Origin of the sequence: Pseudobythopirellula maris, from assembly GCF_007859945.1 — a bacterium.
Taxonomy (GTDB): domain Bacteria; phylum Planctomycetota; class Planctomycetia; order Pirellulales; family Lacipirellulaceae; genus Pseudobythopirellula; species Pseudobythopirellula maris.
Genome location: NZ_SJPQ01000002.1, coordinates 1081439 through 1107271, shown reverse-complemented (window position 1 = coordinate 1107271; position 25833 = coordinate 1081439). Strand labels below are relative to the sequence as shown.

The following is a 25833-nucleotide window of genomic DNA, read 5'->3' as shown; positions in this document are numbered from 1 at the left end:
TAGCGACGAACGGAGCGGGGCGAGGGTGGGATTCAGCTATTCTTGAAAGGCCTTCGGCCTATCGTATCCCCCTCCTCCTTCAGGGGGAGGGGTTAGGGGAGGGGGCTGTCCCGGGTGCCCGGCGCCCACCCCTCCCCTAGCCCCTCCCCTTCCTGGGGAAGGGGGATTCAAACTCTGGCGCTCTCTCTCAGAAGACCAATTGCAGGTCCGAGAGCCGCTCGGCCGTTTCGGCCATGATCGCGTCTTCGGCCGGCTCGTCGGCGGCCACGTAGGTGACGCTGAACCGCAGGAACGCCCCGGCGTCGTCCCACGGCACGGTGCAGATCGAGTGCTCGGTGATGAGGAACTGCGAAGCCGCCTCGGCCGAATCGAACGTGGGGCCCCCCTCCACGCCCTTGGGCGACGGCGTGTAGAGGAAGTACGTGCCGCCCGGCATCTCGCACTCGAAGCCGCACTGCTGCAGCGTGTCGACCAGCTTTTCCATCCGGCGGCGGTACTTCTCACGGATCTGGCGGGGGATCTCCGGGTCGTCGAGCGCGGCGGCGGCCGCCTTCTGCACGGCGATGAACTGCCCCGAGTCGCTGTTGTCCTTCACGTCGGCGAACGCGCTGACGATCCGCTCGTGCCCACAGACCCAGCCCATCCGCCAGCCGATCATGTCGAAGCCCTTCGACATCGAGTGGACCTCGACCCCCACGTCCATCGCGCCGGGCGTCGACAGGAAGCTCGTGGGCTCCTGGTCGAACGAGATCATCGCGTGCGCCGCGTCGTTGACGATGACGATGTCGTTCGCCTTGGCGAACGCGACCGCCTTGGCGTAGAACTCGCTCGTGGCGGTCTTGCCCGTGGGGCTGTTCGGGAAACAGAGCACAAGCAGTTTCGCCCGCCCGAGCACGTCGGCCGGTATCGAATCGAGGTCGGGCAGGAAGTCGTTCTCTTTGGTGAGCGGCAGGTTGTGGACCTCGCCGCCGTAGTAACGCGTGTGCGTGCCGGCCACCGGGTAGCCGGGCGTGGTCATCAGCGTCACGTCGCCCGGGTTGATGAAGCAGGCCGGCAGCATCGCGTAGGCGGGCTTCGACCCGATGCAGTGGTTCACCTGGCTCGCGGCGTCGAGCGCCACGCCAAACTCACGCCGCATGAACCGCGCGGCGGCCTCTTTGAAATCGGCCACCCCGTTGTCGGCGTACCCGCGGTTCTCCGGCTTGTCGATCTCGGCGTCCATCACGCGGCGGACCGACTCGGGCGCCATCTCGTCGTTCTCGCCGATGCCGAAATCGAGCAGCCCGCGTTCCGGGTGATCGGCCAAGGCCTTGCGCTTGGCGCGCTTGATCTTCTCGAACTTGTAAATCGCGTCGTCTTTGCCGTAATTGGCTCCGCCGATCCGCTCGGCGAACAGCTTCTGGAAGTAAGGATCGGACACGGCGGGGAGGTGGGAGGTCGGAGGTGAGAGGTCGGAAAAATCGGACCTCTTAAGCTAACCTGAGGGGCGGCGTACGCCAAGATACGCCCGTTTTCATCGAATTCCCCACAGCGAGCCGGCGGCGTAAGCCGCCGGTGGTCCTCCGCCACGAACTCCTCCGCCACCACCTCTCCGCCATGCCCGCCACCTCGCCCGCATCCCCGCCGCGTCCCCGCCGCCGCTTGCGGCTGCGCTACTTCGCGCTGGGGCTGGTGGCGGTGATCCCCGCCTACGCCCTCTGGGGTTGGTGGAAAGTGGAGCGCCGACTCGCCGCGATCCGCGCGGCGGGCGATCCGGTGACTCTCGCCGACATCCGGCCAGAGCCGATGCCGGCCGAGGAGAACGCGGCGGCGACGATCGCCGCCGCCTGGCCGCTGCTGAAAGCTTTCGACCAAGTCGCCTACGGCCAGCCCCACCCCGACCTGCTGGAGGAAGCAGCGGAGCGCGTCGCGCGGGGCGAGCCGCTGACCGATGAACAAAGCGAAGCCTTCGCGACCTTGTTCGCGGACCACGCCGAGGCAGTCGACGCGGTGAGAGTCGCCGCCCGGCAGGAGCGGTACGCGTATATCACGCCCAACCTCGACATCGGTATGAACCTCGAATCGGGCTATCGTGCCCGCATCGCGATCAGGATCCTCGACGCCCTGGTCAACCACCACTTGGCGCGGGGCGAGCACGACGCCGCAGCCGCGGCTGCGCTCGACGGCCTCCGCTTCGCCCGGCTGACACGCGATGAGCCTTGTGTCATCGGCAGCTTGACGAGCATCGCCTACCAAAACATCGCAATCAGTGCGATGAATCGTGTGATGCGCTACGGGCAGATACCAACCGCGATGGCGGATGAAGTCGATCGAGAGATGGACGCTCTGGATGTTGATAGCTACCGCATCCGTGCTCTCAAGCAGGAGCGGGCCTTAGTGCTGAGCATGGTCGCTGCGGGTTTCGGGGGCGGACCGCCCATGCTCATGAAGCTGGCGGGGCCCTCCAAGAAACAAGTCTTGGACCAGTTGGATCACCAGCTAACGCTTGCGAAGCGGCCGTGGCACGAGGTGAGCTCCGTCTTCGAGGCCACAAAGCGTGATGGCGACGAATGGCCGAGGGCCATTGATTTGTTGCTTCCCCCACTCGAGTCGTTTCACTACGCCCACAATCGCGCCACCGCCCACGCCCGCTGCCTGCGCATCCTCAACGCCCTCACCCAAGCCGAGGCCCGCGGCGAAACGCCCGCCGGGCTCGCCGACATCGACCTGCCCACCGAAGCGACGATCGACCCCTTCTCCGGCGAGCCGCTCGTCGCTGAGCGCCGGGGGGAGACGGCGACTCATCAAGCCGGCTGGTGGGTCTACAGTGTGATGACCAACGGCGTGGACGACGGCGGCGACTTCACACCCGACGCCGAGCGGCGCCTGCTCGACTGCGGCCTGGCGCCGCTGCTGCGGGCGGGGGAAGTGGGCATCGAATAGCGCCGGCGGTGCGAATCAGTCCGTAGCCAGCGAGACCTGGCCTGTGGCGCTCGGGGGCTTCCGCTTCGCGGTGCGCCCCCGCCACCCGTCGCGGGCGGCAACGCCGACAGCCTAAGTATCGTCGGATCGTTTGCCGGCCGTCCTCCGCAGCGCTCCCCATGAAGAGTGGGGGGTGGCGGGGGCGCACCCGTGAGGGAAGCCCCCGAGCCAGCGAGACCCGGCCTGTGGCGCTCGGGGGCTTCCGCTTCGCGGTGCGCCCCCGCCACCCGTCGCGGGCGGCAGCGCCGACAGCCTAAGTATCGCCGGATCGTTTGTCGGCCGTCCTCAGCAGCGCTCCCCATGAAGAGTGGGGGGTGGCGGGGGCGCACCCGTGAGGGAAGCCCCCGGGCCAGCGAGACCTGGCCTGTGGCGCTCGGGGGCTTCCGCTTCGCGGCGCCCCCGCCAGCCGTCGCCGCTGCTGCAATCGGACCAGCCCGACGCCGAGTGACGGTCGTCGTCAGCCCCGCACGCGGGGGGGATAGAGGCCTTGGACTCCCCCAATGAAGCGGCATGCCGCTAGCGCATTCCTCGCATTCGGTTCAGACATTCTCGGTTGGGGGTCTCTGGGCGGCCAAGGTGGTAGACCACAACGCATCGGTTACCCCCCCCCGATTAGGCGTCGTATGTATACGGGTACGGGGCGTCGCCAAACGAGCGCGGCGCCGACTAGCCTGGCATCGACAGCGACAACAAGTGTGACCACCGCCACCGCCGTTAGCGAATACATTGCCGTTCCGATCGCCACGCTGCGCCCCGACAGCCAGCTGGATTGCGCGCTGTACCTGGAGGGCGAGTGCGAGGGGCAGGAGAAGCTCTACCGCGGCGCCCACCTGCCGCTCGAGTACGAGCAGCTGCAGAATCTCGCCAAGCAGGGCCGCACCAAGGTGCTCGTCCGCAGCGAGGAGTACGGCCAATACCAAGCGTACCTGCGCGACAACCTCTCGGAGGTGCTCGACGACGAGTCGATCCCGCTCGCCCGCCGTTTCGCGGCGCTCGACACCGTGCTGCGCGGCGTGCTGAGCGAGTCGTTCGCCGCGGGCGACAACGACGCCACGGTCGACGCGTGTCGCCGGCTCTCCGTGCAAGTCGCCGACCTCGTTTCGCGCGACGACGCGATGGAGACCGACCTGCTGGCCGTGATGCAGCACGATTATTACACGTTCACTCACTCGGCCAACGTTTCGTATTACTGCACGATGCTCGCCGCGCGGCTGGGCGTCGAAGACCCCGACGAGTTGCAGCAGATCACGGCCGGCGCGTTGATGCACGACTTGGGCAAGCTCGAGATCCCCGACAGCATCCTGACCAAGCCCGGGCGGCTGAGCGACGAGGAGTTCGCCATCATCCGCCGCCACCCGACCACCGGCTTCCGACAGCTCTGCCGTCGCGACGACCTGAGCCACGGCCAGCTGATGATGGTCTACCAGCACCACGAACGGATGGACGGCGGCGGCTACCCGACCCGCATGGTCGGCGACGAGATCCACCCGTGGGCCCGCATCTGCGCCGTGGCCGACGTGTACGAGGCGCTCACCAGCAACCGCCCCTACCGCAAGGCGCTCTCACGCGAAGTGACGTTAGAGATCATGCTCCGCGACTCCGGAACCGCGTTTGATCAAGACTGCCTGAAAGCGTGGGTCGAATGCCTAACCCAGTGATCTCTGAAACGATCGCCAAGCTGCCGTGCCACGTCGAGCTGCCGACCGAGTGGCGTGAGAACCTCGCGCGCGAGGGGATCATCTCCACGGTCGAGAACGACGCCCGCCGCTTCGCCCGCAAGCGGCTGCCGGGCAAGGGATTGATCGAGATCACCGACCCGATCCCCACAGCCCATCACGAGCACCGCGTCGCGGTGGTCCACTCTCGGGACATCTCGCGCAGCGGCGTTTCGTTTGTTCACGCCGAAGAGCTCTACCCGACCGAGACCGGCCGCCTGTGGCTGGAAGACCGCCGGCTCGATTTCGAGGTGACGCGTTGTGAGCGGATCGCGCCGCGCTGCTACGTGATCTGCGCCGCGATCGCGGAATGACGCCAGCGGACCGAGGGGCCTTGCGCCCCGTCGGCGGGCGCCTGCCGAGGGCGTGAAAACTTGGCCCAAAAATAAATGGGCGCGACTTACGTCGATTCTCCGCGGCGATTCTGACGCCGCAAGCCGCGGCCGCACAACGCGTTAGAACAAAATGGCGAGTGGCCAAGAATCGCTGCTGCGCGCTTGGCCCAAAAGCGATTGTCGAAATTAGGTGAAACGCCCGCTACAAAGATAATTGGGCGCCGCAGGTTGTCGTTTTTCGCGGCCGCCGTGCGTTTCCAACGACAACCCACGCCCCACGCCCCCGCGCCACTGCGTGAATCCGGGACACGTTCGGGTGATCGCGGGCGAAACACTTTTTTCGCCAACCGCCGCGATCCAGTTTTCTAAAAGATTTGGCCGCGCAACCAACCCGCCGCCCGTTAGCTATTAGCCAACAGCCTCATTCATTTGTGCAACGAGCAAGCGCCGTCGGCGCACTCGTCGCGTTTGCCGGCGATCATGTAGCGGTTGCGAGAGACCCACCGATACACCGGGCGGGCCAGCAGCATCATGCCCGGCAGCCACATCACCGGCGCCAGCCACCACAGCCGGCGGAGCCGCACCGTGAGCTGCTTGAACGCGTCGGCGCCCCAATGACGCTCGCCGCTCTGGTCGACTAGGCACATCTCGTCGAGCAGCCGCTCGCGCGAGATGTCGGGAAAGCACTCCTCGACCAGCGGGTCGTGGAGCGACAGATAGGCGAGCTTTCCCTGGCAGTCCCACCAAGCGAGCCGCTCCGCCTGCCGCCGGCAGAAGACGCACTGTCCGTCGTAGAGCACCACCGCGGCGTCGGGCCGCTCATCGGGCCCGGGCAGCTCGGAGCCCGCCTGCGGGGGGGGCTGTGCCGCCTGCGGGGGGTCCTGTGGCTGGGCTGCGTTGTCGCTGGCGTTGGTCTTGGCGTCGCTGGTCATCGGCGGCCGGCCGGGAGGTTCGCAATCGAGTTGTGCCCCGGGGGGGCGATCGGAGTATAATCGCTGCAGCCCATTCTACTCTCCAGCGGCGAACGGCGCCCTACCGATACGCCACTCGACTCTCTTGCTACCAACCCACGCAACCTCTCCCACGCCACGGAGTGAAACGATGGCCGAGCAGCCCCCGAGCGATCCCACGCAGCCCGAGTCCGACTTGCCGGAGATCTTGCTCGCTCAGGTCGACCGGGTCCGCGGGCGGATGACTGCCGAGCGGTTTGTGCAGCGTTTGGGCCGCTGCCTGGCGGGCGGGCTGGCCGTGGCGCTGGCGGCCGTGGCGACGCCCAAGATCGTCGCCCTGCCGGGGCTGCCCACGTGGTGGTCCCTGGCGTGGCTCGGCGCGGGGGTGGTCGTCGGGCTGATCGCGGCGGCCGTGTGGACGGCGGTTGACCGCCCCAGCCGCCACGACGCCGCGGTGGAGCTCGACTTGGCGTTCGACCTGCGCGAGCGCGTGGCGAGCAGCCTGTCGCTCGGCGGCGCCGCGCACGACGAGCCCGCCGCCCAGGCGCTCGTGGAAGACGCCCGCCGCTCGGTCGAGCGGATCGACGTGGCGGATCGCGTGGGGGTGCAGACGGGCCGCAGCGTGTGGCTGCCGGTGGCGCCGGCGGCGATCGCGCTGCTGCTCATGGCGCTGGTGAGCAACCGCGAGGTGCTGGGCACGGCCGACGCCGCCGTTGCGCCGCAGGCGACCGAGGAGCAGGCCAAGTCCGAGCTGGAGAAGACCCGCAAGCGGCTCGAGGAACGCCGCAAGCGCGCGGAGCAGAAGAAGGAGCTGGCCGACGCGAGCGGCATTCTCAAGGAAGTCGAGAAGGGTGTCGAAGAGCTGGCGGCCAAGGAGGGGGCCGACCCCAAACGCGCCATGGTCAAGATGAACGACCTCGCCGAGCAACTCGCCAAGGAGCGGGCCAAGCTCGGCGGCGGCGAGGAGCTGCGCAAGCAGATCGGCGGCATGAAGGACCTCGGCCGCGGCCCGGCCGACAAGGCGGCCGACGCCATGAAGCGCGGCGACTGGAAGACGGCGATGAAGGAGATCGACAAGATCCGCAAGCAGCTCGCCAGCGGCGAGGTCTCCGAGGAGCAGGCGAGCCAGCTCGCCGAGCAGCTCGGCAAGATGCAGGAGAAGCTCGCCGACGCGGTGCGCAAGCAGGAGCAGATGAAGCAAGACCTCGAGCAGCAGTTGGCCGAGGCCCGCCGCAAGGGCGACCTCGCCCAAGCGAACAAGCTGCAGCAGAAGCTCGACCAGGCGAAAGCTCAGCAGGCCCAGAATCAGCAGATGCAGCAGATGGCCCAGCAGATGCAGCAGGCCCAAGAGGCTCTGAAGAACGGCGACTCGCAGCAGGCCGCCGACGCCATGCAGCAGATGGCCCAGCAGATGCAACAGATGCAGATGGACGCCGAGTCGATGGCCATGCTCGACGAGGCGATGACCGACCTGGAGATGGCCAAGCAGGGGATGATGGCCGAGGGCATGCAGGGCCAGTTCGGCATGGGGCAGATGGGCCCAATGGGACCCAACCCGGGCGGCTTCCCGGGGCAGGGCAACGGCATGGGCGAGGGCCAGGGAGGCGGCTCGCGGCCCGACGAGCGAAACGCCACCAACTTCCGCGACTCGAAGGTCGATCAGAACGTCGGCCGCGGCGCCAGCACCTTCGGCGGGCTGGTGCGTGGGCCGAGCATCAAGGGGCAGGTCACCGAGGGGATCAAGCAGGAGCTGACTTCGGCCGACGTCGCCCCGGCCGACCCGCTCACCAGCGAGCGGCTGCCCCGTTCGCGCCGCGAGCACGCCGAGGACTACTTCAAAAAGCTCCGCGAGGAGCTGTAACAGCGGGCCACGGCGCACGTATCTTTGAGGGTCCCCGCAGCCCCCCCCGATCGCGGCCGATAGGCGCGTTAGGCGGAATGGGGGTAAATTGCGGCCTGCGCAGTCCGCGCAACCCACCTTGATCGATCCCTAGTTGGGCCGGCGGTTTCCGGCTCCCCTCGTTGTGGAAAGCACTGTCATGGACGCCCTGCCTCGCCTGAGTCGCTTCCGTCGCCACCTCGCCCTAGCCGTGACCGTGGCGGTCGGCCTGCCCTTTGCCGCCGCCCTCCCCTGTGCGGCGGCCGATTACGCGGCGCTGGCGGCCGAGACGATCGAGGCCTACGAGCCGCTCACCCAGGACGACCTTGAGGCGGCCCGCTCGCAGGTGTCCGAGGCGGCCGCCAAGCTCGAGCGGCGGCTCGGCAAAGGCTCGCAGCTCGCCGAGGGCTGGAAGGCGTATCTCGGTTGGGAGGGCCTCGAGGCGCAGCTGACCGAAGGCGCCTCGCCGGACCTGACCGCGGCCCGCCAGACCTTGGCCAAACTCGGCTCGGGGGTCGACGGGCTCGAGCGTCGTGAGTTCCAAGACCTGGCCGACGCGCTGAACGCGTACATCGGCGTGGCGAGCCTCGTTGGCGTGAGCGACCAGAAGGCCGTGCTCCAGACGCAGCTCGACGCGGTCGTCAAAGAGATCGCCCGCGACCCGCAGGCCGACGCCCGGGCGAGCTTTGAGGTCGAGCGGCGGCTCGAGCTGTTCGCTTCGGCCGGCGTCGCCCAGCCGCTCCTGGCCGCTGTCCGCCAGGAGAATGGCGAGCCGAACATGCTGCTGCGGTTCTCGGAGTCGTTGCTATCACGGGCCGTTTCGCGCCCCGTCAACCGCGTGGCGCCGGTGACCGACGTGATCCTCGGCACGCGGATCCGCGGCACGGGCGTGACGAGCGGCGAGCTCTCGGTCGACACGCTCAAGGCCGACGACCACGGCCGGCTGCGGTTCTCGCTGAGCGGCGTGACGCAATCGCAGACCGTCGGGCACAACGGCCCGGTGACGATCCGCAGCCTGGGCAACACCAACTTCACTGCTAGCAAGGTCGTGCAGCTGCGCGACCGGTCGTTCCGGGTCGGCGTGGCCGACGCGGACGCCACGACCCGCAGCACCACGCAGTCGGTGCAGAAGACGGGCGGCGGCTTTGGCGCCCGGCTGATCGAGAAGATCGCCCGCCAGAAGGTCGCCGAGAAGAAGTCGCTGTCCGACGCGATCGCCGGCCAGCACGCCGAGGCCCGCATCGCGGCGCAGTTCGACGACGACCTGACCGAAGAGATCCGCTCGGCCCGCCGCCGCTACGACGACGGGCTCAGCAAGCCGATGCGGCGTCGCCGCGCCGAGCCGAGCGAGGTGCGGCACTCGTCGACCGACGACGCCCTGATGCTTTCGATCGTGCAGGCCGGGGAGGGCCAGTTGGCGGCGCCGGGCGAGGCGCCGGCCGACCCGGCCGAGGGCGACTTCACCGCCCGGCTGCACCAGACCGCGATCAACAACCTGGCCGGCGCCTACGTCGGCGGGGCGACGATCACCAAGGCGTCGCGCAACGCCCGTCCCGAGTTCGACGTCGAGATGCCCGAGTGGCTCCGCCGCGAGAAAGAGGACGTGGTCGAAGACATGCCCGAAGAGGGCCCCGAGGCCAAGCCGTTCAAGCCGTGGGCGATCACGCTGCGGTCGTACCGGCCGATCTCGGCGGTGGTGCGCGACGGCAGCATCGGGGCGACGATCCACGCGGCCCGGTTGAGCGTGGGCGGTGAGAACTACGACGGCTGGGACCTGAAGATGTCTTTCTCCCCCGAGCAAACGCCCGACGGCTGGCGTCTCGTGCGGCAGGGCGAGGTCGAGGTCATGCCCACGGGCTTCGACCCCGAGAGCGGCGCCACGCTCACCAGCCGCCAAGTGGCGCTCCGCAGCAACCTGTCGAAAGAGCTGAACGGCCCCGATTCGACGCTGCCGAGCGAGTTTTCGATCGACACGATCGAGCTGAGCGACAGCAAGGGCTCGATCGACCGCATGGTGATGCAAGAACTGCAAGCGGTCGACGGCTGGATCGTGGCCGCCTGGCGCGGCGAGTGATCCCGGCTGCAGAGCGGCTGATCGCTTCGCCGCTTCTCAAGACGTGGCGTCTCCTCATCGCAGCGCTCTGCGGCTCAGCCGCCGACGGGAGTCGGCGGATTGCCCTGCTGAACACGCAGCCAAGCCGCGCCGTGGCGCCGACCGCCGACTCCCGTCGGCGGCTGGGGGTTCTTGCTTCTAGTGCGAATCGCACAGATGCGTAGCGTGTGTGGCGGTGTGATTCGGCGTCGACAAGGCGAAAACGACGCTACGGCTACCAGTAGTGCGATCTAAGTGGGCCTTTTATGGCTCGACGCTGGCGCCGCTTGCGACGGTTTTTCGGATTGCAGGGATTCTTCAAAGTTTGCGGCTCGGGCGGCCGATACATGAAAGGCCGGCTGTCTTGCCGCGCGGTTCGGGCTGTGCTTGCACACCCGGCCGGGCCTCAAGCGCCGGCGCCCGGGGGGGGAATTTGCGGAGGTGACGCACACGGCGTCGCCGCCGAGCAATGAAAACACGACGCCGTCGTTCGCGGGAGTACGGGCCCCAAGGAAGGGGTGAGCCGCCCACGGCGATCGGCACGACGCAATCTCCGCCAGGAAACGCTCCGCCATGGAACGGCAAAACCGCGCGTTTTGGTCTATCGTCTTGTCAGCCGCCCTGTTGTCGACCGGCTGCCAGCCGACGCAGCCGTTCTTCTTCATGGAAGACGGCGACCTGTCGCATTACATGGACGTCGCGACGACGATCGACTATCCCGACGTCGAAGAGGCCTCGCTCGACGAGGTTTCTGGCGCGATGGCGCCGCTGACGCTCAAGAGCCCCACCGACTACGAGATGTGGGACCTGACGCTCGAGGAGGCGACGCGCATCACGCTGTGCAACAGCCAGGTGATGCGTCAGCTCGGCGGCACGGTGGTGGAGAACGCCCCCGAGACGATCAGCCGCACGCTGGTGAGCAGCGTCTCGGTCAACACGACTTACGACCCCGCCTTGGTGGAGAGCGCGACGGGCACGTCGTTCGGCTCGCCGTTCAGCGGCTCGGGCGTGGAGGCGGCCCTCTCGGAGTTCGACGCGCAGCTCGACTCGAGCGTGAGCTGGAACCGCAACGACCGGCCGGTGAACACCGGCTTCCTGGCGGCGTTCGCCCCCACGTTCCAGCAGGACCTGGGCAACTTCTCGACGGGGGTCTCGAAGACCTCGGCCACGGGCGCCCAGTACTCGTTCCGCAACAACACGAACTACGACTTCAACTCGAACTTGATCCAGCAGGGCGCCCCGGCGGCCAGCGAGTGGGGGACCAACTTCGAGGCGTTCATCCGCCAGCCGCTCTTGCAGGGCGCCGGCGCCCAGTACAACCGCATCGCCGGTCCGTTTGACTTCAACCAGTACGCCTCGAACGGCGTGAACGCGTTCGACGGCGTCGTGCTGGCCCGCATCCGCAACGACCAATCGCTCGCCGACTTCGAGGGTGGCGTGCGGAACCTGATGCGAGACGTCGAGCAGTCGTACTGGAGCCTCTACTTCGCCTACCGCGACCTGGACGCCAGGAAGCTCGGCCGCGACTCGGCGTTGGCCACCTGGAAGAAGGTCGCCGCGTTGTACCGCGAGGGCGCCCGTGGCGGCTCGGCCGACCGCGAGGCCCAGGCCCGTTCGCAGTACTTCCAGTTCAAGGCTCAGGTCGAGCAGGGCCTCACCGCCTTGTACGCCTCGGAGACGCGTCTCCGCTACCTGATGGGCCTGGCCGTGAGCGACGGCCGCCTGATCCGCCCGGCCGACGAGCCGACCGCCGCGCCGGTGGCGTACGAATGGGGTTCGGTTCACGGCGAGGCGCTGGTGCGTCGGGTCGAGGTCCGCAAGCAGAAGTGGGAGATCAAGAAGCGCGAGCTCGAGTTGATCGCCGCCCGCAACCACCTGCTGCCCCGCTTGGACGCGTTCGGCACCTACCGCTGGCTCGGCGCCGGCGACCGTCTCTACGACGACTCGCCCGTGGCGGGCACCAACCCGTTCCGCAACGGCTCGGGCGCGTTCAACGTGCTCACGGACGGCGACTTCGAAGAGTGGGAGCTGGGCGTGCAGCTGAGCGTGCCGATCGGCTTCCGCAAACAGCTCTCCACGGTCCGGCACCACCAGCTGCTGCTGGCCCGCGACCGGGCGATCTTGCAAGACCTGGAGCTCGAGGTTTCCCACCAGTTGGGCGACGCGATCCGCGACCTCGACCTCAACTACGGGCTCACCGAGACCAACTTCAACCGCCGCGTGGCGGCCCAGCAAGAGGTCGAGGCGGTTCAGGCGTCGTACGACGCGAACCGGGCGACGCTCGACCTGCTGCTCGACGCCCAGCGGCGCCGGGCCGAGGCCGAGACCTCGTACTACCGCTCGATTGTCGACTACAACATCGCGATCTCCGATGTCCATTACCGCAAGGGATCGCTGCTCGATTACAATGGCGTGTTCCTGGCCGAGGGCCCGTGGCCCGGCAAGGCGTACTTCGACGCGATGCGTCGGGCCCGCCAGCGTGACGCGAGCATGTACCTTGACTACGGGTTCACTCGGCCGAACGTGTTCAGCCGCGGTCCGGTGAGCCAAGGCGCCACGCCGAGCGGCTCCTCGAAGATCGAGAGCGTGCCGAGTGGCTACCCGACCCCGGCCGACGGAGAGATCATCGTCCCGCACGGGATGACGCAGACCGCCGCTCCGATTAATGTCGTAGACGGCGCCGCGTCGGGCCGGGCCTACTACGCGACGCCCGAAGAGGCCTCGCGTGCGGCCGCCCAGCCCGTTTCGACGGCGATCACGCCGGTCGGGTACGAAGCGATCGAAATCAACACGACTCCCGGCGCCCCGCGGGCCGAGCACGCCTCGGGTCAGCCAACCGCGGGCCAGCAAGCCCAGCAAGCCCAGCAAGCCCTCTACCTCCGCAGCGAGCATGAACGACGCGAACCGGGCAACCCGGCTGCTGAAGCTCCTGCAGTCGCTGCAGGCTGGAGCGGGGCAAAACGCTGACGGGCTCGCCAAGGCGTGCGGCGTCAGCCGCCGCACGGTGTTTCGCGACGTGGAGGCGCTCCGCCAGGCCGGGGTGCCGGTCGCGTACGACTCCGAGGCCAAGCGTTACTCGATCCCGGGCGAGTACTTTCTCACGCCAACCAACCTGACGGCTGAGGAGGCGCTCGCGCTGTTGTTCGTGTGCCGCGAGCTGGCCGACAAGAAGAGCCTGCCGCTGCTGAGCGCCGCCCAATCGGCGGCGAGCAAGATCGAGTCGACTCTTCCCGCCTCGCTGCGCGAGTCGATCCGCGAGGCGTCGCGGCCGCTCAGCCACAAGCCGATGCCGGTCGGCTCGCACGACGACCAAGCCTCGCTCTACAGCGAGCTGCTCGCGGCGAGCGTCAATCGCCTCAACGTCGAGATCGACTACGAGAGCCTCACCGAGTACGAGCGCGTGACGACCACGCTGCGTCCGTATCGGCTGATGTTCCACAACCACTGTTGGTACGTGATCGGCCGTTCTTCGCTGCACCGCTCGGTGCGCACGTTCAACCTCCGGCGCATCAAGTCGCTCAAGACGCTCGACAAGAAGTTCCCTTCGCCGCGCGGCTTCAGCCTCGAGCAGTACCTGGGCAACGCCTGGCGGATCATCCCCGAGGCGGGGCCCGATCAGGTGGTCCACCTCCGATTCGCACCGCTCGTAGCCCGCAACGTCGCCGAGGTGTTGTGGCACCCCACGCAGCGTTGCGAGTTCACCGAGAACGGCTCGCTCGACTTCTACGCCACGGTCTCGGGCGTGAACGAGATCGTGTGGTGGGTCCTGGGGTACGGCGATCAGGTCGAAGCCCTCAAGCCGCTCAAGCTCAGGAAGCTCGTGGCGCAGCGGCTGGAGAACGCGGCGCGCCAGTACCGCCACGCCTGAGTGCGGCAGAGCGACAGTCGAAGCCGGTCATCGCATCGAGTTGATGAAGTTGCGGTACTGCGAGGGCCCCAGCGGCCCGGTGGGGAACACCAACCCGCAGAGGTAGGCGTTCGGCGCCTCGCGTTTGCAACGACGCAGGGCCAGATCGATCGGCTCCCGGTCTGCGATGAAGATCGTGACGCACTCCTTGGGGAACAGCTGCTTGGGGCTGTAGACCCCAATGCCCATCGGCGAGACATCGACCGCGTACACCCCGTACCGCGACTGGCCCCGCACGAGCACCGCGCGGCCGCGGATCGGCACCCTGCGGAACCGACGCCGCGACTCTTCGGGCGTCAGGCCGTTGCACTCGACGTTGTAGTAAATCTCGGAGTCGATCGGCAGCGAGGCCCGTGCGGCGAGCGAGCCCCAGGCGCCGTCGTCTACCTCCGTCGAAAGAGCGACGTCCAACATCGTACGGCCTCCTTGTCGAGTTGGCTCCCGCTCGAGGCGGAGAGGTGTTTGATGGTGTCCTCGAGTGTGATCGAGGCTTGCGGGATGCGGTTGCAGGTCAACGAGTCGAACTCGTCGACGACGGCCAGCACGCGCGCCCAGGGGTGGATTTCTTCCCGCAGGATCTGGACCGGGTAGCCGTGGCCGTCGACCCACTCGTGGTGCTGGTAGACCATCATCAATTGAGCGAACTCGATCCCGTCGCGGCCGAGCAGGTCCTCGTATCCGATCTGAGGGTGCTTGTAGATCATCTGGCGTTCGACTTCGCTCAGCGAACTCTTGGTGAAATTCTCTAGCGGCAGGCGTCGCTCGCCGATGTCGTGCAGCAGCGCGCCGATGGCGAGCTGCCGGCGGTTGTTGTCGTCGGCCATGCCGAGGGCGTCGGCGAGTGTGACGGCGTAGGCCGAGGCGTACAGGGCGTGGGCGCCGAACGAACCCCCCTCGCTCTCCGTGCGGATGGTGAAGATGTCGCTGGGCGTCACCCGCAGCCGACCGACAAGGTTCGCGATCAGGGCGCCGATACGCTGGGACAGTTCGAAGTAGGCGCCGCAGTCGCTGGGGCGGAACTGCCGGTCGAGTTCGCCGGCGGCGGAGCGTGCGAGGATCATGAAGCGATCGCTCGGCGGGATCGACTCGTCGCCGAGGATCGCCTCGAGCGATTGGAGCAGCAACGCGGAGCGTCCTTGGAAGTCGCTGCCGCGGACGTAGAGCGATTGGTAGCCGCGCAGATCGAGGTCGTCGATCTCGTGCTCGCTCAAGCGCGCCTCGGCTCGGGCCACGCGGGTGGGCGTGTGGCTCCCCTCGTACATCGCGTACCAGTCCCAACGCGGCGCGTCGTGCCGCCGCAGCATGGCGAGCGGCAGCCGGACATAACCGCCAAGATGCGGCCGATTGGCCGCTGGCGTGTTCTGCGTCCAGTGGTCGCTGGCGGCGACGAGGGTCGGATCCTGGGCCATGGAGGCGATGGAAGCGGTGGGCTGAGGGCGGAGGCGTCGCGGAGTAGGTCTCCAAGAAGCTTAGCTCTGGGACAGAGTCGAGAGTCTCTCGCCGTGAGAACCGCACAAAACCGCTTTGCGACGCGCCGCCGGATCGACCGGTCGGGACGGTCGTATCGGACGTGGTTGCAGTAGACGATCGCAAGGCGACCCCCCTGCTTGGGTAGGGGCCACCCCCCGGCTGGGGCGAGCACGCTGCTTGGCCCCGAGTGAGGGGATTTCGCCGAGAGCACCCCCCGTCAGCAGCATCGAGCGGCGCGAGCCGCGGCCCTCGCACCGGCGGGGAATCGCCTGCGGCGGCCCACGCGTTTATAGTCAGCCCATGTTCTTCTCGTTTGACGGCATCGACGGCGTTGGTAAGACCACTCAGATCGAGCGGTTCTGCGCGTGGCTCGCTGCGCAGGGGCACACGGTAGTTACCTGCCGCGACCCCGGCAGCACGCCGCTCGGCGAAACGCTGCGCGACGTGCTGCTCCACTCGGGCGACGACCGGCCGATCGGCCGCCGCGCCGAGATGCTGCTCTACATGGCGGCCCGGGCCCAATTGGTCGACGACGTCATCCGGCCGGCGCTCGACGCCGGGTCGGTTGTGGTCTCGGACCGCTACCTGCTGGCCAACCTCGCATACCAGGCCCACGCCGGCGGCCTGCCGCGCGAGGCCGTCGCCTCGGTCGGCGCCGTGGCGACCGACGGCGTGGCGCCGGCCGCGGTGATGCTGCTCGATCTGTCGCCCGCGGCGGCCGAACGCCGCATGGGTGACGAGCGTGACCGCATGGAGCGGTCCGGCGCCGAGTACCGCGAGCGGCTGCGGCAGGGTTTCCTCGAAGAGGCGCGCAAGGCCCCCGACGTGATCCATGTGGTCGACGCCTCGCCGCCGGTCGATGAGGTCCACGCCCGCATCGTCGAGATCGCCCAACGCGTGTTGGACCACGCCGCGGCGCGTTGAAGTCTGGCGACTCGAAACGCTCTGCGAGTCAGTCGCTCAGCTGGCTCGCCTTGAGCCGCCCGGCCCAATGGTCGAGCAACAGCACCCCCGCGCAACAAGCGAGCGCGGTGAGCACGCACACCGCGAGTTGCGACTCGTCGGCGCCCGGCAGGTAGGGCTCGAAGAGCTTGTGCTTGAATTCTTCGACGTCCGGCGTGGCGTCGATCTGGAACGGCCAGAGCCGGTAGAGCGACCCGATCATGAAACCGCACAGCACCGCGAGTGTGGGGGCGGAGTAACGATCGAGCAACCAACGCAGCAGTCGGCTGAAGAGCAGCAGGCCGACGAGGCAGCCGCACGCGAAGACCGCGAGCATCAGCAGGTCGTCGCCGGTCGCCTGGCCGCGGGGCAAACGCTTGATGACGCCCGTCACGTCTTCGTACAGGCCGAGCATCAGCAGCAGGTAGGCGCCGCTGATTCCCGGCAGGATCATCGCGCAAATGGCGACCGCCCCGCAGATGAACAGATAAAGCATTCCCCCCGGGGGGGTGACGTGCTGCTGCATGACGAGCGCGAGCGCGAACAATGCCGCGAGCAAGCCGAGCACAACACAAACCACCGCAGCGCGGCGGCTTGGGGGCGAGCACATCCGCCCGACCAAGTAGCCCGAAGCAAGAATTAAGCCGAAAAAGGCGGAATAAGTCACCGCGCGGTGGTGCTCAAGGAGGTGTTCCATCAGACCGGCCAGGGCGCCCGCCCCAACCAATACGCCCCCGCCTAGAGCGAAGAGAAAGCGGGCGTCGAGCCGCTCGGCCGCCTCGCCCCAACGGCCGGCAAGAAGGGCGCCCGCCGTCTGGGTGTTCGCCCCGCTGATCGCCGAGAGTAACCGCCGGTAAACACCCAAGATCAGCGCGACTGTCCCTCCTGAAACGCCCGGTACGATGTCGGCGGCGCCCATGCAAAGGCCTACGCCAAAGGTCTTTAGGTCGCTGCGTAGGGAATTGTCGGGGGGGCTTTTCATGTCGCTGAATATCATTGGGTAGCCGCGGCGCTCGGGACGCCGCAGTCCGACGCCGACGCGATCGCATGAAGCGAGCAACTGTAATTGAAGGGCGGCACTCTGAGCAGGGTCATATCCTTCGTGTTGGGGTTTTACGCCGAGAGATTCGATTGCGTGGGATGGCTGGCGTGCGTCGATTGTTTACAGCGGTTGCGTGTAAACCTCCCATGTTGAAGGCGAAGTTCAATTGACTCGGTCCGCGCTAAACCGCTAAGATTTTTAGCGTCTGCGTCTAGTGTCAACGCGTTGACTAAGGAAGGAACGCTTGACCGTCGCGATGTCGCGGGTGATTCACGGCCACACGCGAGCTTTTTCGTGAGCGGCCCCGGCGCCGCAGGAAGGCCTACAACGCACGGGCGTAAGGATCAACGCTTGGCGTCGTGAGCCCGCCGATCGGCGAAAGACAACCGACGATACAGCCGCAGGCGGCGAAGAGCGGCGAGCTGACGCAAGAGGAAACAAAGCCCGCGAAGGATTGTCCCGATTCTTCGCACGACCCGACCGAACCCACGATGGGGCTTGAGGTGGTGGCGGCGAACAACCTCCGAAGAATCGACCGTGGCTTGCGCGTCCTCGCGCCGGCGAAGCTGAATCTCTGTCTCGACCTTTTGGGCCAACGCGCTGACGGGTTCCACGAGCTCGAGACCGTGATGACCACCGTCCGCCTGTTCGATACGGTCGAGCTCCGCACACCCGACTCGGGCGAAGCGAACGGCAACGCCGACGGCGCGATCCGCTTCACGGCCGCCGACGCGGCCGGTCGGCCCCTGCCCGCCGAGTGGGCTCCGAGCGACGACTCGAACCTCGCCGTGCGGGCGCTCCGAGTCCTCTTCGAGCAGACCGGCGAGAGCCGCCCCGCCGAGTTAAAGCTCTTCAAACGCATCCCCAGCCAAGCGGGCATGGGGGGGGCTTCGAGCGACGCCGCCGCCGTGCTCGTTGCGGCAAATCGTCTGTGGCGCCTCGGCCTATCGACCGATGACCTGCTACAGGCGGCGGCCCAGCTGGGCAGCGACGTCCCGTTTTTCGTGGCGGCGATCATGAACGAAACCGGTCACGCGGCGGCTCTCTGCCGTGGACGCGGCGAGCGGATCGAACCGATCGCGGCCCCAGCCGGCAAAGCCATTGTGATCGCCAAACCCGCCGTCGGGCTGTCGACCGCGAGCGTTTACCGCAGCGTCGAGCAACGCCGCTGCGACGACCCCCGCTCGCAGAGCGTGGCGCGGCGGCTCGCCGAGGGCGACTGGCGAGGCGTGGGGGGCGAGATGCGAAACGCGCTGCAAGCCGCGGCCATGCGGCTGGCGCCCGAACTGCGAGCGGTCGCGGCGGCGATGGGCCGGCTCGGTCTGGTCGCTCACCAACTCACCGGCAGCGGGGCCGCTTGGTTCGGCCTCTGCCCCAGCTTGCGTCACGCCCGCCATGCGGCGGCGCGTCTGCGAGCCGACCACGCGCTGTGGGCCTGCGCGACAACCACTTGACCGCTCTGGGTGGCTCGCAAGCCGCCCCGCCGTTCCCTGCAACCCGATCCCCTGCAACCCCATCCAACGCAACCCCATCGCCCCGACACAACTTTAGAAGCCCCACGAAACGAACACACCCTACGCCAGTCCGGCGCCCCCCGCCGAAGCCGCTAAAGACCGACGACTAGCCCCCCCCTGAAACGCGGCGATCACCCACCGCACGGCGTACAATCCGAGGAGCGCGGCCGTGAAAATCACCGAGGTTCGCATCAAGCTCATGGAGGATCCGGGCGAACGCCTCAAGGCGTTCTGCTCGATCACCTTTGACGACTGCTTCGTCGTGCGCGATCTGAAAATCATCGAGGGCGCGAGCGGCCCGTTCGTCGCGATGCCCAGTCGAAAACTCACCACCCATTGCGGCAAGTGTGGCTCGAAGAACCACCTGAGGGCGCACCACTGCAACCACTGCGGCGAGCGTCAGCCCGAGTTCCGCGCCGTCAAAGACGGCGACGGCCGCACGAAGCTGTACGCGGACATCGCCCACCCGATCAACTCGCGCTGCCGTGAGATGATCCAGGAGCACGTGGTCCGCGAGTTCGACAAAGAGCTCGAGCGGGCGAAGGACCCGAATTACGTCTCCCGCTACGACGATTTCGACGGCGGCGACTACACCGAGGCGGACGAGTCGCACGCCAGCTCGCTGCGCTTCGACAAGCCGCACACCAAGGCCGAGTCGAGTCGCCCCCACCACCCGCCGCACGGCGACCCCAGCAAGTCGTCGGTGGCGCCGCATTTCCCGCCGGGCTCGAGCAACAACGGCGATACGGCGAGCGGCGATTCGCGCAAGGCGAGCGGCGGCGAGGGGTTTGGCGCGGGCATCTTTTAGGCGCCACCCGGCTGGCGGCGTCGCGCACCGAACGTTCTAACCCGATCGATCGGTGCGCCCACGCTTGGGTAAACAGCCGCCAAGGCGGCCAGCAAACTGTTGGCGGTTCCGTTTGCGTCGGTTCGACGCACTTGGCGCTCTGAGCGATCTTGGGTGTTTGCCAACGCCTTGCACGGCGCCCAATCGGGGGCTCATCACGAGCCCCGCTCTCCGCCGATGCTCGGTGGGCGACGGACCACATCGATGCGGGCTAGGAAGGCGACACACAGCCCCCGGTCGACCTAAATTACCAATTCAACCAAAGCCCCCTCGTTTGCGCTACCGATAGTCTCTTTGTGCAAGAGGCTTAGCGACGCACGGCTCCGACTCGGTTCGGGCCACAAACGCGTCTCTGCGGCGGTGAGCGAACGAGGAGTTCTTCTTCTGACACGCTGGCCCCAGGGATGGTTTGCGGATGAACGACGCGGTAGTGCGATTCGAGCGGCTGGACGACCTGCGGGTCTACGTGCTCCAAACGCTTTGCTCTCAAGACAAACTCGAGGCCAACAGCTTCTCCCTCGCCGAGCGACCGCTCGTCAGGCGTGGCAGAGACTGCGGGGTTCAGTTTTCGTTGCACGGGCCGCGCAAGCTGCTCCTGATGGCGATTTGGGACACGGTGACGAACACGATCCTGTTTTATGGGTCGACCGGCGCCCGTTTCCTGGTGGCCCGGGTGGACCCGGTCCCCGCCGCGGCGTGAAACCACGCCCGTCGGGGGAGGGCGAGTCCTGCCCGGCCCCCTTAGGCCCTAGCCCTTAGCGGCGTTCGAGGGCGAAAGGAGGATCGTTCGGGAAAGAGCTTGACGGCTGTTTAGTGTACGGATATACATACTCGCGGTCATCAAGCCTATTCATCCCGGCGACGATCATCCCCGGCGATCCTGCCTAGGCGACACGGAGGTACATAACCCATGCTGGTGCTGTCACGCAAAGAGAGCCAACGGATTCGGCTCGGCGATTCGATTGTGGTTTCGGTGGTTAAAATCTCGGGCGACAAGGTGCGCATCGGCATCGAGGCGCCCAACGACGTGCTCGTGCTCCGCGACGAGCTCGAAGCCTGGGGGGCCGATGGCCCGGGCCAGGCCGCTCCGGAGCAGCACGCGTTGCCTCGCAGCGCCTGAGCCGCGGCGACAGGTGTCGCCCCTCCGGTGCAGGAGCGGCGCCCCGCGATCCTCCCGTCCCCGGCAGCACTTTTCTCGCTGGTACGCCCCGGGGGCGGCTCGCCTTCCGGACGCGGGGCGGGCATAATGGGTGAGACGACGCCGGACGGCGTCGGGTGAGGGGCCCCTGTGATGGGAGCCTTGCGAACCTGGTCAGGGTGGAAACGCAGCAGCCATTAGCCCGTGCTTTTAGGTGCGGGGGCCTCTCACTCGCCGTCGGCCCCAAGGAATCGGCCACTCCCGAGCGAGGGATCGACCGGGCCCTTTCCCGCCGAACCCGTCGCGAGGGCGGGCGCGTTGTCCGGCTCGCTCCGAGCCCTCTTTCTACCGCGGCCCGCCAACACGCCGCCGCACCACGCCGCCGACCGGCCCCGACGCCCGATCCTGCCATGCCGACCGAGGCCGTCCCCACGCCGAACCCCGCCACGCCCCACGGCGCCGGCGGCGACGAGTACCAGGTGGTGGCCCGCCGCTACCGGCCCCAGTCGTTCGACGCCCTGGTCGGCCAGGAGCACGTCGCCAGGGCGCTCAAGCAGGCGATCACTTCGGGCCGCATCGGCCACGCCTACCTGTTCACCGGCGCCCGCGGCGTGGGCAAGACCTCGGCCGCCCGCATATTGGCCAAGGCCCTCAACTGCACAGGCCCCCGCCCGGATGGGAGCGCGGGCGACGGCCCCACGCCCGAGCCGTGCGGCGAGTGCGACGTTTGCCTGAGTGTCGCCTCGGGCGACGACGTCGACGTGCTGGAGATCGACGGCGCGAGCAACCGCGGCATCGACGAGATCCGCCAGCTGCGGCAGAACGTCGGCATCCGGCCGAGCCGGTCGCACTTCAAGGTGTACATCATCGACGAAGTGCACATGCTCACCAAGGAGGCGTTCAACGCGCTCCTGAAGACGCTCGAGGAGCCGCCCGAGCACGTCAAATTCATCTTCGCCACGACCGAGCCGAACAAGATACCGATCACGATCTTGTCGCGTTGCCAGCGGTTCGACTTCGCGGGGATCGCGGCGGCCTCGATCCGCCAGCGGCTCGCCCAGATCGCCGAGGCCGAAGGCGTGCAGGTCGAGGGCGAGGCGCTGCAGATCTTGGCGGCCCGGGCGGCCGGTTCGATGCGCGACAGCCAGTCGCTGCTCGAGCAGCTGCTGGCGGTGGCCGACGGCGCCGTGACGGCGGAAGACGTGAACCGGCTGCTGGGCGTCGCCCCCGCGCAGCGGATCGAAGGCCTGGCCCGGGCGATCGCCGTGCACGACGCCGCCGCCGCGCTCGGCGAGCTCGCCTCGACCCTCGAAGGTGGGGCCGAGGTCGGCCAGTTGGTCGACCAACTGATGGGCTACTTCCGCGACGCGATGACGCTCGCCGTAGGCTGCTCGCCGGAGCAGGCGATCAACATCTTGCCCGCCCAGGCCGAAACGGCCGGCGAGCTCGGCAAGTCGATCGGAGTCGCCAACCTGCTGGCCGTGATGCAGGTGCTCGACAACGCCGCCGCCCGGATGCGGATCAGCCTGCACACCCGCACACTCGCCGAGATGGCCATCGTGCGGGCCTGCGAGCTCGAAGACCTGCAGGAGCTGGCCAACCTGGCCGCCGAGCTGCGGGGCGACGCGCCGCCCGCCCCCCGGCCGAGCCGGCCGCCGGCGCCAAGGCCGCCAGCGCCCGAAACCGTCGCGCCCGCTCCCACATCGCCGCAAGCCTCGCCATCGCCGGCGCCCACGCCGCGGCCCAACGTCCAGCAGCGCACTGTCCAGCAGCCCAGCCAGCAGCAAAACAGCGCCCCGCCGGCCGTCGCCCCACCGGCTGCGAGCGCCGCGCCTGCGAGCGCCGCGCCGCCGCCGGCTGCTGAGCCGCCCGCCCGCGCGGAATCGGCCAACGCGGCTCCCGAGGGGCTCGCCGCGCAGTTCGCCCAGCTGAGCAGCCGCGCCCCACGGCAGGCCGCCCCGGCAGCCGCCGCGCAGGGCTCGCCTCAAGCCGCCGCAGGCGGAGAGCAAGCGCCAGCCGCGGAGGCGTCGGCCGCAGACGCGGCGACGCCCGAGCCGGCCGGCGTCGCCCCGCCTCCGCCCGATAGCCCGATCGACAACAACCTGGCCGCCACGCTGTGGCGCCAAGCCTCCGAAGCGGTGGGTGGGCTCGCGGCGACGTTCGCGTCGTCGGCCAGCCGAGTGGAAGTCGGCGCAGGCGACCGCTGGACCGTCGTCTTCTCCGATGCGATGAGCAAGGAGCAGTGCGAGCAGCCGGCCCGTCGGACCGAGTTGAACACGGCGCTGGCCCGCTCGGCGGGGCGGAAGATCGAGCTGACGCTTCAGATCGATCCCACCGCAGCGCCGCCACCCGAACCGGCGGCGCGCGTCTCGCCCCGCGAGAAACGCGCCCAGGTGGCCGAGCAGCCGTTCGTCCGCCGGGCGTTGGAGTTGTTCGAGTCCGAGCCCGAGAGGCTGCGCTACACCCCGCCGAAGGGAGAATGACGAAAGGCGCCCACGGCGAACGATGGCTAGCAAAGCGTCGCCCGCCGAAAGGTCTCGTCATCCGTCATTCGATTTCGTTCTTCCGACCCGCCCCCACGCTACCCCGCACTTTCTAGGAGACACCCCCGATGCTCAAGGGACTTGGCAACTTGGCGAACATTGGTCAGATGATGCAGCAGGCCAAGGAGATGGGCTCCAAGATGAAAGCGATGCAGGAGGAGCTCAAGGCGCAGAAAGTGACCGGCTCGGCCGGCGGCGGCATGGTCGAGGTCGACGCCAACGGCGCCGGCGAGGTGCTCGCCGTGCGGATCGACCCGTCGCTCAAGGAGAAGGGCGACATGGAGCTGGTCGAGGGCCTGCTGCCCGCCGCCTGCAACGCCGCCGCGCAGAAAGCGCGCGAGCTGCACGCCGAGAAGATGCAGGAGATCACCGGCGGCATGCCGGGCCTGGGCGAAGCGATGGCCGGCCTGACGGGCGAAGAGTAACCGGCGAGCCGGCGGCGTAAGCCGCCGGAGTTTATCGCGCGCCGGCAGCCGATCGCCGCTTCAGGCAACACCGGGGGCTTACGCCCGCCGGCTCGCGCCCAGTGGCTTGCGCGCCGTGACGGTTTATTCGTAACCGTGCTCCGGCGCCGGGAACTCGCCGCTGCGGACCTCTTCGCAGTACGAGCCGACGGCCCGCGCGACTTCGCCCTTCAAGTCGGCGTACTGCTTGACGAACTTCGGCACGTAGCCGCTCGTCATGCCGAGCATGTCGTTGAGCACGAGCACCTGGCCGTCGCACGCGGGGCCCGCGCCGATGCCGATCGTCGGGATGCGGAGCTTCTTGCTGATCTCGGCGGCGATGTCGCTTGGCACGCACTCCAGCACGACCGAGAAGGCGCCGGCCCGCTCGACCGCCTGGGCGTCGGCCAGCAGTTGCTTGCGGTCGCGCTGCACGCGGTAGCCGCCCAGTGTGTGGACATTCTGCGGCCTGAGGCCGACGTGGCCCATGACCGGGATGCCGGCGCCCACCAGGGCGGAGATCACCTCGGCCTGGTCGACGCCCCCTTCGAGCTTGACCGCTTGGCAACGGGTCTCCTTGAGGATCCGGCCGGCGTTCTCGATCGCCTTGTGCGCGCCCAGGTGGTAGCTCGGGAACGGCAGGTCGACGATCACCAGGGCGTGCTCCACCGCGCGGCCGACCATCTCGGCGTGGTAGACCATCTCGTCAAGCGAGACGGGCAACGTGTTGCCGTGGCCCTGGACGACCATCGAGAGCGTGTCGCCCACCAGGATCGCGTCGACGCCGGCGGCGTCGACCATGCGGGCCATCGTGTAATCGTAGGCCGTGAGGACCGTGATCTTACGACCCTCCGCTTTCATGGCGGTGAATTTGGGGACCGTGAGCTGCTTGTCGGCGGGCATAAAGGGAAGCGGGGTGAGGAGTCGGGCGACTGGTGTGAGTCCTTATTGTCCTAAGCTGCCCGGTGGAGGGCAACGTGCCGCGGGGAGCGGCCAAAAGTGGGAGAATACCCCTGCGAGTTACCCGGAGCCCCGCACGTAGTAAGGGGAGCTGCTTGGCGGTGGAGACCGCTCCGCTTACTTCGTGCGCGGCTCAGGGCTTCTTGCGTGGATGAATGTCTTTTTGCGCGGAACACGGGGCTTGGTTCATCGCGGTAATGTGTGGGCTTGGTCACGCGGTGCTCTCGCAGACCACGATCCAGCCGTTGGCTCTGAGGGCCGGGAGCCACCAGGGCGATCGGAGCGCGTGGCGGCGGCGGACATCGAGGTGCTCCCAACGCCGCACACGCAGCCCTGCCGAAGCCAAGTCGGCGCGCAGCTCGCTCTTGCGAAACACGTGCAAGAAGAAATTCGGCACGCCGCGGTAGGCGTAGTACTTGTCGCCCGTGTCGAAGCCCTTCTCGCTCGCGCCGCGCCACAAGCTCCGCAGCACCCAACCCGGCCCGCCGGGGTCGCGCAGGTTGAACCAGAAGTTGTGCACGTGCAGCACGAGCCGCCCGCCCGGCTTGAGGACCCGACGCATGTGGCCCAGCGCCGCGCGGCGGTTCGCCCGGCCGTGGATCATGCCGAGCGTGCTGAACAGGCAGATCGCGTGGTTGGCCGAGCCGTCGGGCACGAGCGCGGCGCCCATCTCCACGAGGTTGGCCCGCACGCAATCGGCCGTTAGGTTTTCCGCTTCGGCTTTCTCGCGCACCACGGCGAGCATCTCCTCGGAGAGGTCGACCGCCAACCCGCGCCAGCCCTGCCGCATCAGCGGCAGCAGCGCGCGGCCGCTGCCGCAGCCGAGGTCGGCGATCACGCCGGCTGGGGGCGGCCCGCCGAACTCCTCTTGGAGGATCTGTTCTTCGTACTCGAACAGCGGGTTGTCGGCGTGGTACTTGTCGTAGTCGCGGGCCACGCTCGTCGAGGCGGCGTAGTCCATCGCGCCACGCGTCACGCCGGGGGGCAGTCGCCAGGAGGGTAAGCTCATTCGATTGAGCATAGCTGTTTTTGTGATCGGTTGTGGGGGGCGTCTCCGACGCCGATAACGCGCTATTAGCCGTTAAGGCTAGGGCG

21 protein-coding genes and 1 other RNA gene are annotated in these 25833 nt (G+C 68.0%); 15 read left to right on the top strand and 7 right to left on the bottom strand.

What is annotated here, in order from left to right; all coding sequences use genetic code 11:
* Nucleotides 1–187 precede the first annotated feature (187 nt).
* Nucleotides 188–1420, bottom strand: coding sequence for an LL-diaminopimelate aminotransferase (locus tag Mal64_RS12190; protein WP_146400480.1), 1233 nt, complete (start codon nucleotides 1418–1420; stop codon nucleotides 188–190).
* 176 nt (nucleotides 1421–1596) lie between these two features.
* On the opposite strand from Mal64_RS12190, the gene Mal64_RS12185 reads away from it, so the two are divergent.
* From Mal64_RS12185 to Mal64_RS12175, 3 genes are all read left to right on the top strand, one after another.
* Complete coding sequence (locus Mal64_RS12185; protein WP_146400478.1) at nucleotides 1597–2922, top strand: hypothetical protein; 1326 nt, start codon at nucleotides 1597–1599, stop codon at nucleotides 2920–2922.
* A gap of 734 nt (nucleotides 2923–3656) precedes the next feature.
* Nucleotides 3657–4619, top strand: coding sequence for an HD-GYP domain-containing protein (locus Mal64_RS12180; protein ID WP_231993692.1), 963 nt, complete (start codon nucleotides 3657–3659; stop codon nucleotides 4617–4619).
* Nucleotides 4604–4990: a hypothetical protein gene (locus tag Mal64_RS12175; RefSeq protein WP_197525695.1), complete on the top strand. Its 387-nt coding sequence runs from the start codon at nucleotides 4604–4606 to the stop codon at nucleotides 4988–4990. The genes Mal64_RS12180 and Mal64_RS12175 overlap by 16 nt, the downstream gene beginning before the upstream one ends.
* Nucleotides 4991–5436: 446 nt before the next feature.
* Here Mal64_RS12175 and Mal64_RS12170 read toward each other — a convergent pair whose 3' ends face one another.
* Complete coding sequence (locus Mal64_RS12170; protein ID WP_146400472.1) at nucleotides 5437–5943, bottom strand: thiol-disulfide oxidoreductase DCC family protein; 507 nt, start codon at nucleotides 5941–5943, stop codon at nucleotides 5437–5439.
* Nucleotides 5944–6112: 169 nt separating this feature from the next.
* Here Mal64_RS12170 and Mal64_RS12165 point away from each other — a divergent pair, with 169 nt between their 5' ends.
* The 4 genes from Mal64_RS12165 to Mal64_RS12150 all read left to right on the top strand — a co-directional run bounded on the left by Mal64_RS12165 (nucleotide 6113) and on the right by Mal64_RS12150 (nucleotide 13800).
* On the top strand, nucleotides 6113–7822 hold the full coding sequence (locus tag Mal64_RS12165; protein ID WP_146400470.1) for a hypothetical protein: 1710 nt from the start codon (nucleotides 6113–6115) through the stop codon (nucleotides 7820–7822).
* Nucleotides 7823–7985: 163 nt separating this feature from the next.
* On the top strand, nucleotides 7986–9914 hold the full coding sequence (locus Mal64_RS12160) for a hypothetical protein (protein ID WP_146400469.1): 1929 nt from the start codon (nucleotides 7986–7988) through the stop codon (nucleotides 9912–9914).
* Nucleotides 9915–10505: 591 nt separating this feature from the next.
* Nucleotides 10506–12899, top strand: coding sequence for a TolC family protein (locus Mal64_RS12155; RefSeq protein ID WP_146400467.1), 2394 nt, complete (start codon nucleotides 10506–10508; stop codon nucleotides 12897–12899).
* Nucleotides 12823–13800, top strand: a complete 978-nt coding sequence (locus Mal64_RS12150) for a helix-turn-helix transcriptional regulator (protein ID WP_146400464.1) — start codon at nucleotides 12823–12825, stop codon at nucleotides 13798–13800. The genes Mal64_RS12155 and Mal64_RS12150 overlap by 77 nt, the downstream gene beginning before the upstream one ends.
* A gap of 27 nt (nucleotides 13801–13827) precedes the next feature.
* On the opposite strand, the gene Mal64_RS12145 is transcribed toward Mal64_RS12150, so the two are convergent.
* Together Mal64_RS12145 and Mal64_RS12140 are read right to left on the bottom strand one after the other, a co-directional pair.
* On the bottom strand, nucleotides 13828–14253 hold the full coding sequence (locus tag Mal64_RS12145) for a PilZ domain-containing protein (RefSeq protein WP_146400462.1): 426 nt from the start codon (nucleotides 14251–14253) through the stop codon (nucleotides 13828–13830).
* On the bottom strand, nucleotides 14223–15248 hold the full coding sequence (locus Mal64_RS12140) for an HD-GYP domain-containing protein (protein ID WP_146400460.1): 1026 nt from the start codon (nucleotides 15246–15248) through the stop codon (nucleotides 14223–14225). The genes Mal64_RS12145 and Mal64_RS12140 overlap by 31 nt, the downstream gene beginning before the upstream one ends.
* Before the next feature lie 361 nt (nucleotides 15249–15609).
* Between Mal64_RS12140 and tmk the strand changes: the two genes are divergently transcribed.
* A complete protein-coding gene (tmk, locus tag Mal64_RS12135; RefSeq protein WP_146400458.1) occupies nucleotides 15610–16233 on the top strand; it encodes a dTMP kinase in 624 nt (207 codons plus the stop codon).
* Nucleotides 16234–16261: 28 nt separating this feature from the next.
* On the opposite strand, the gene Mal64_RS12130 is transcribed toward tmk, so the two are convergent.
* Complete coding sequence (locus Mal64_RS12130; protein ID WP_197525694.1) at nucleotides 16262–17233, bottom strand: DUF368 domain-containing protein; 972 nt, start codon at nucleotides 17231–17233, stop codon at nucleotides 16262–16264.
* A 419-nt stretch (nucleotides 17234–17652) separates the two neighbouring features.
* Here Mal64_RS12130 and ispE point away from each other — a divergent pair, with 419 nt between their 5' ends.
* From ispE to Mal64_RS12095, 7 genes are all read left to right on the top strand, one after another.
* The gene (ispE, locus tag Mal64_RS12125) at nucleotides 17653–18747 is read left to right on the top strand and encodes a 4-(cytidine 5'-diphospho)-2-C-methyl-D-erythritol kinase (RefSeq protein WP_146400454.1); all 1095 of its coding nucleotides are present in this window, start codon (nucleotides 17653–17655) and stop codon (nucleotides 18745–18747) included.
* A gap of 229 nt (nucleotides 18748–18976) precedes the next feature.
* Nucleotides 18977–19615, top strand: coding sequence for a SpoVG family protein (locus Mal64_RS12120; protein WP_146400452.1), 639 nt, complete (start codon nucleotides 18977–18979; stop codon nucleotides 19613–19615).
* A gap of 454 nt (nucleotides 19616–20069) precedes the next feature.
* Nucleotides 20070–20354, top strand: coding sequence for a hypothetical protein (locus Mal64_RS12115; RefSeq protein WP_146400450.1), 285 nt, complete (start codon nucleotides 20070–20072; stop codon nucleotides 20352–20354).
* 210 nt (nucleotides 20355–20564) lie between these two features.
* Nucleotides 20565–20774, top strand: coding sequence for a carbon storage regulator (locus tag Mal64_RS12110; RefSeq protein ID WP_146400448.1), 210 nt, complete (start codon nucleotides 20565–20567; stop codon nucleotides 20772–20774).
* A gap of 156 nt (nucleotides 20775–20930) precedes the next feature.
* An RNA gene (gene ffs, locus Mal64_RS12105) (signal recognition particle sRNA small type) lies at nucleotides 20931–21025 on the top strand.
* Nucleotides 21026–21202: 177 nt separating this feature from the next.
* Nucleotides 21203–23275 (top strand): DNA polymerase III subunit gamma/tau, encoded by a 2073-nt coding sequence (gene dnaX, locus Mal64_RS19840; RefSeq protein WP_197525693.1) that lies wholly within the window; start codon nucleotides 21203–21205, stop codon nucleotides 23273–23275.
* A gap of 128 nt (nucleotides 23276–23403) precedes the next feature.
* On the top strand, nucleotides 23404–23760 hold the full coding sequence (locus tag Mal64_RS12095) for a YbaB/EbfC family nucleoid-associated protein (RefSeq protein ID WP_197525692.1): 357 nt from the start codon (nucleotides 23404–23406) through the stop codon (nucleotides 23758–23760).
* A gap of 123 nt (nucleotides 23761–23883) precedes the next feature.
* On the opposite strand, the gene panB is transcribed toward Mal64_RS12095, so the two are convergent.
* Nucleotides 23884–24681: a 3-methyl-2-oxobutanoate hydroxymethyltransferase gene (panB, locus tag Mal64_RS12090; RefSeq protein ID WP_146400446.1), complete on the bottom strand. Its 798-nt coding sequence runs from the start codon at nucleotides 24679–24681 to the stop codon at nucleotides 23884–23886.
* A gap of 268 nt (nucleotides 24682–24949) precedes the next feature.
* The gene (locus tag Mal64_RS12085) at nucleotides 24950–25747 is read right to left on the bottom strand and encodes a class I SAM-dependent methyltransferase (RefSeq protein WP_197525691.1); all 798 of its coding nucleotides are present in this window, start codon (nucleotides 25745–25747) and stop codon (nucleotides 24950–24952) included.
* Nucleotides 25748–25833 lie beyond the last annotated feature (86 nt).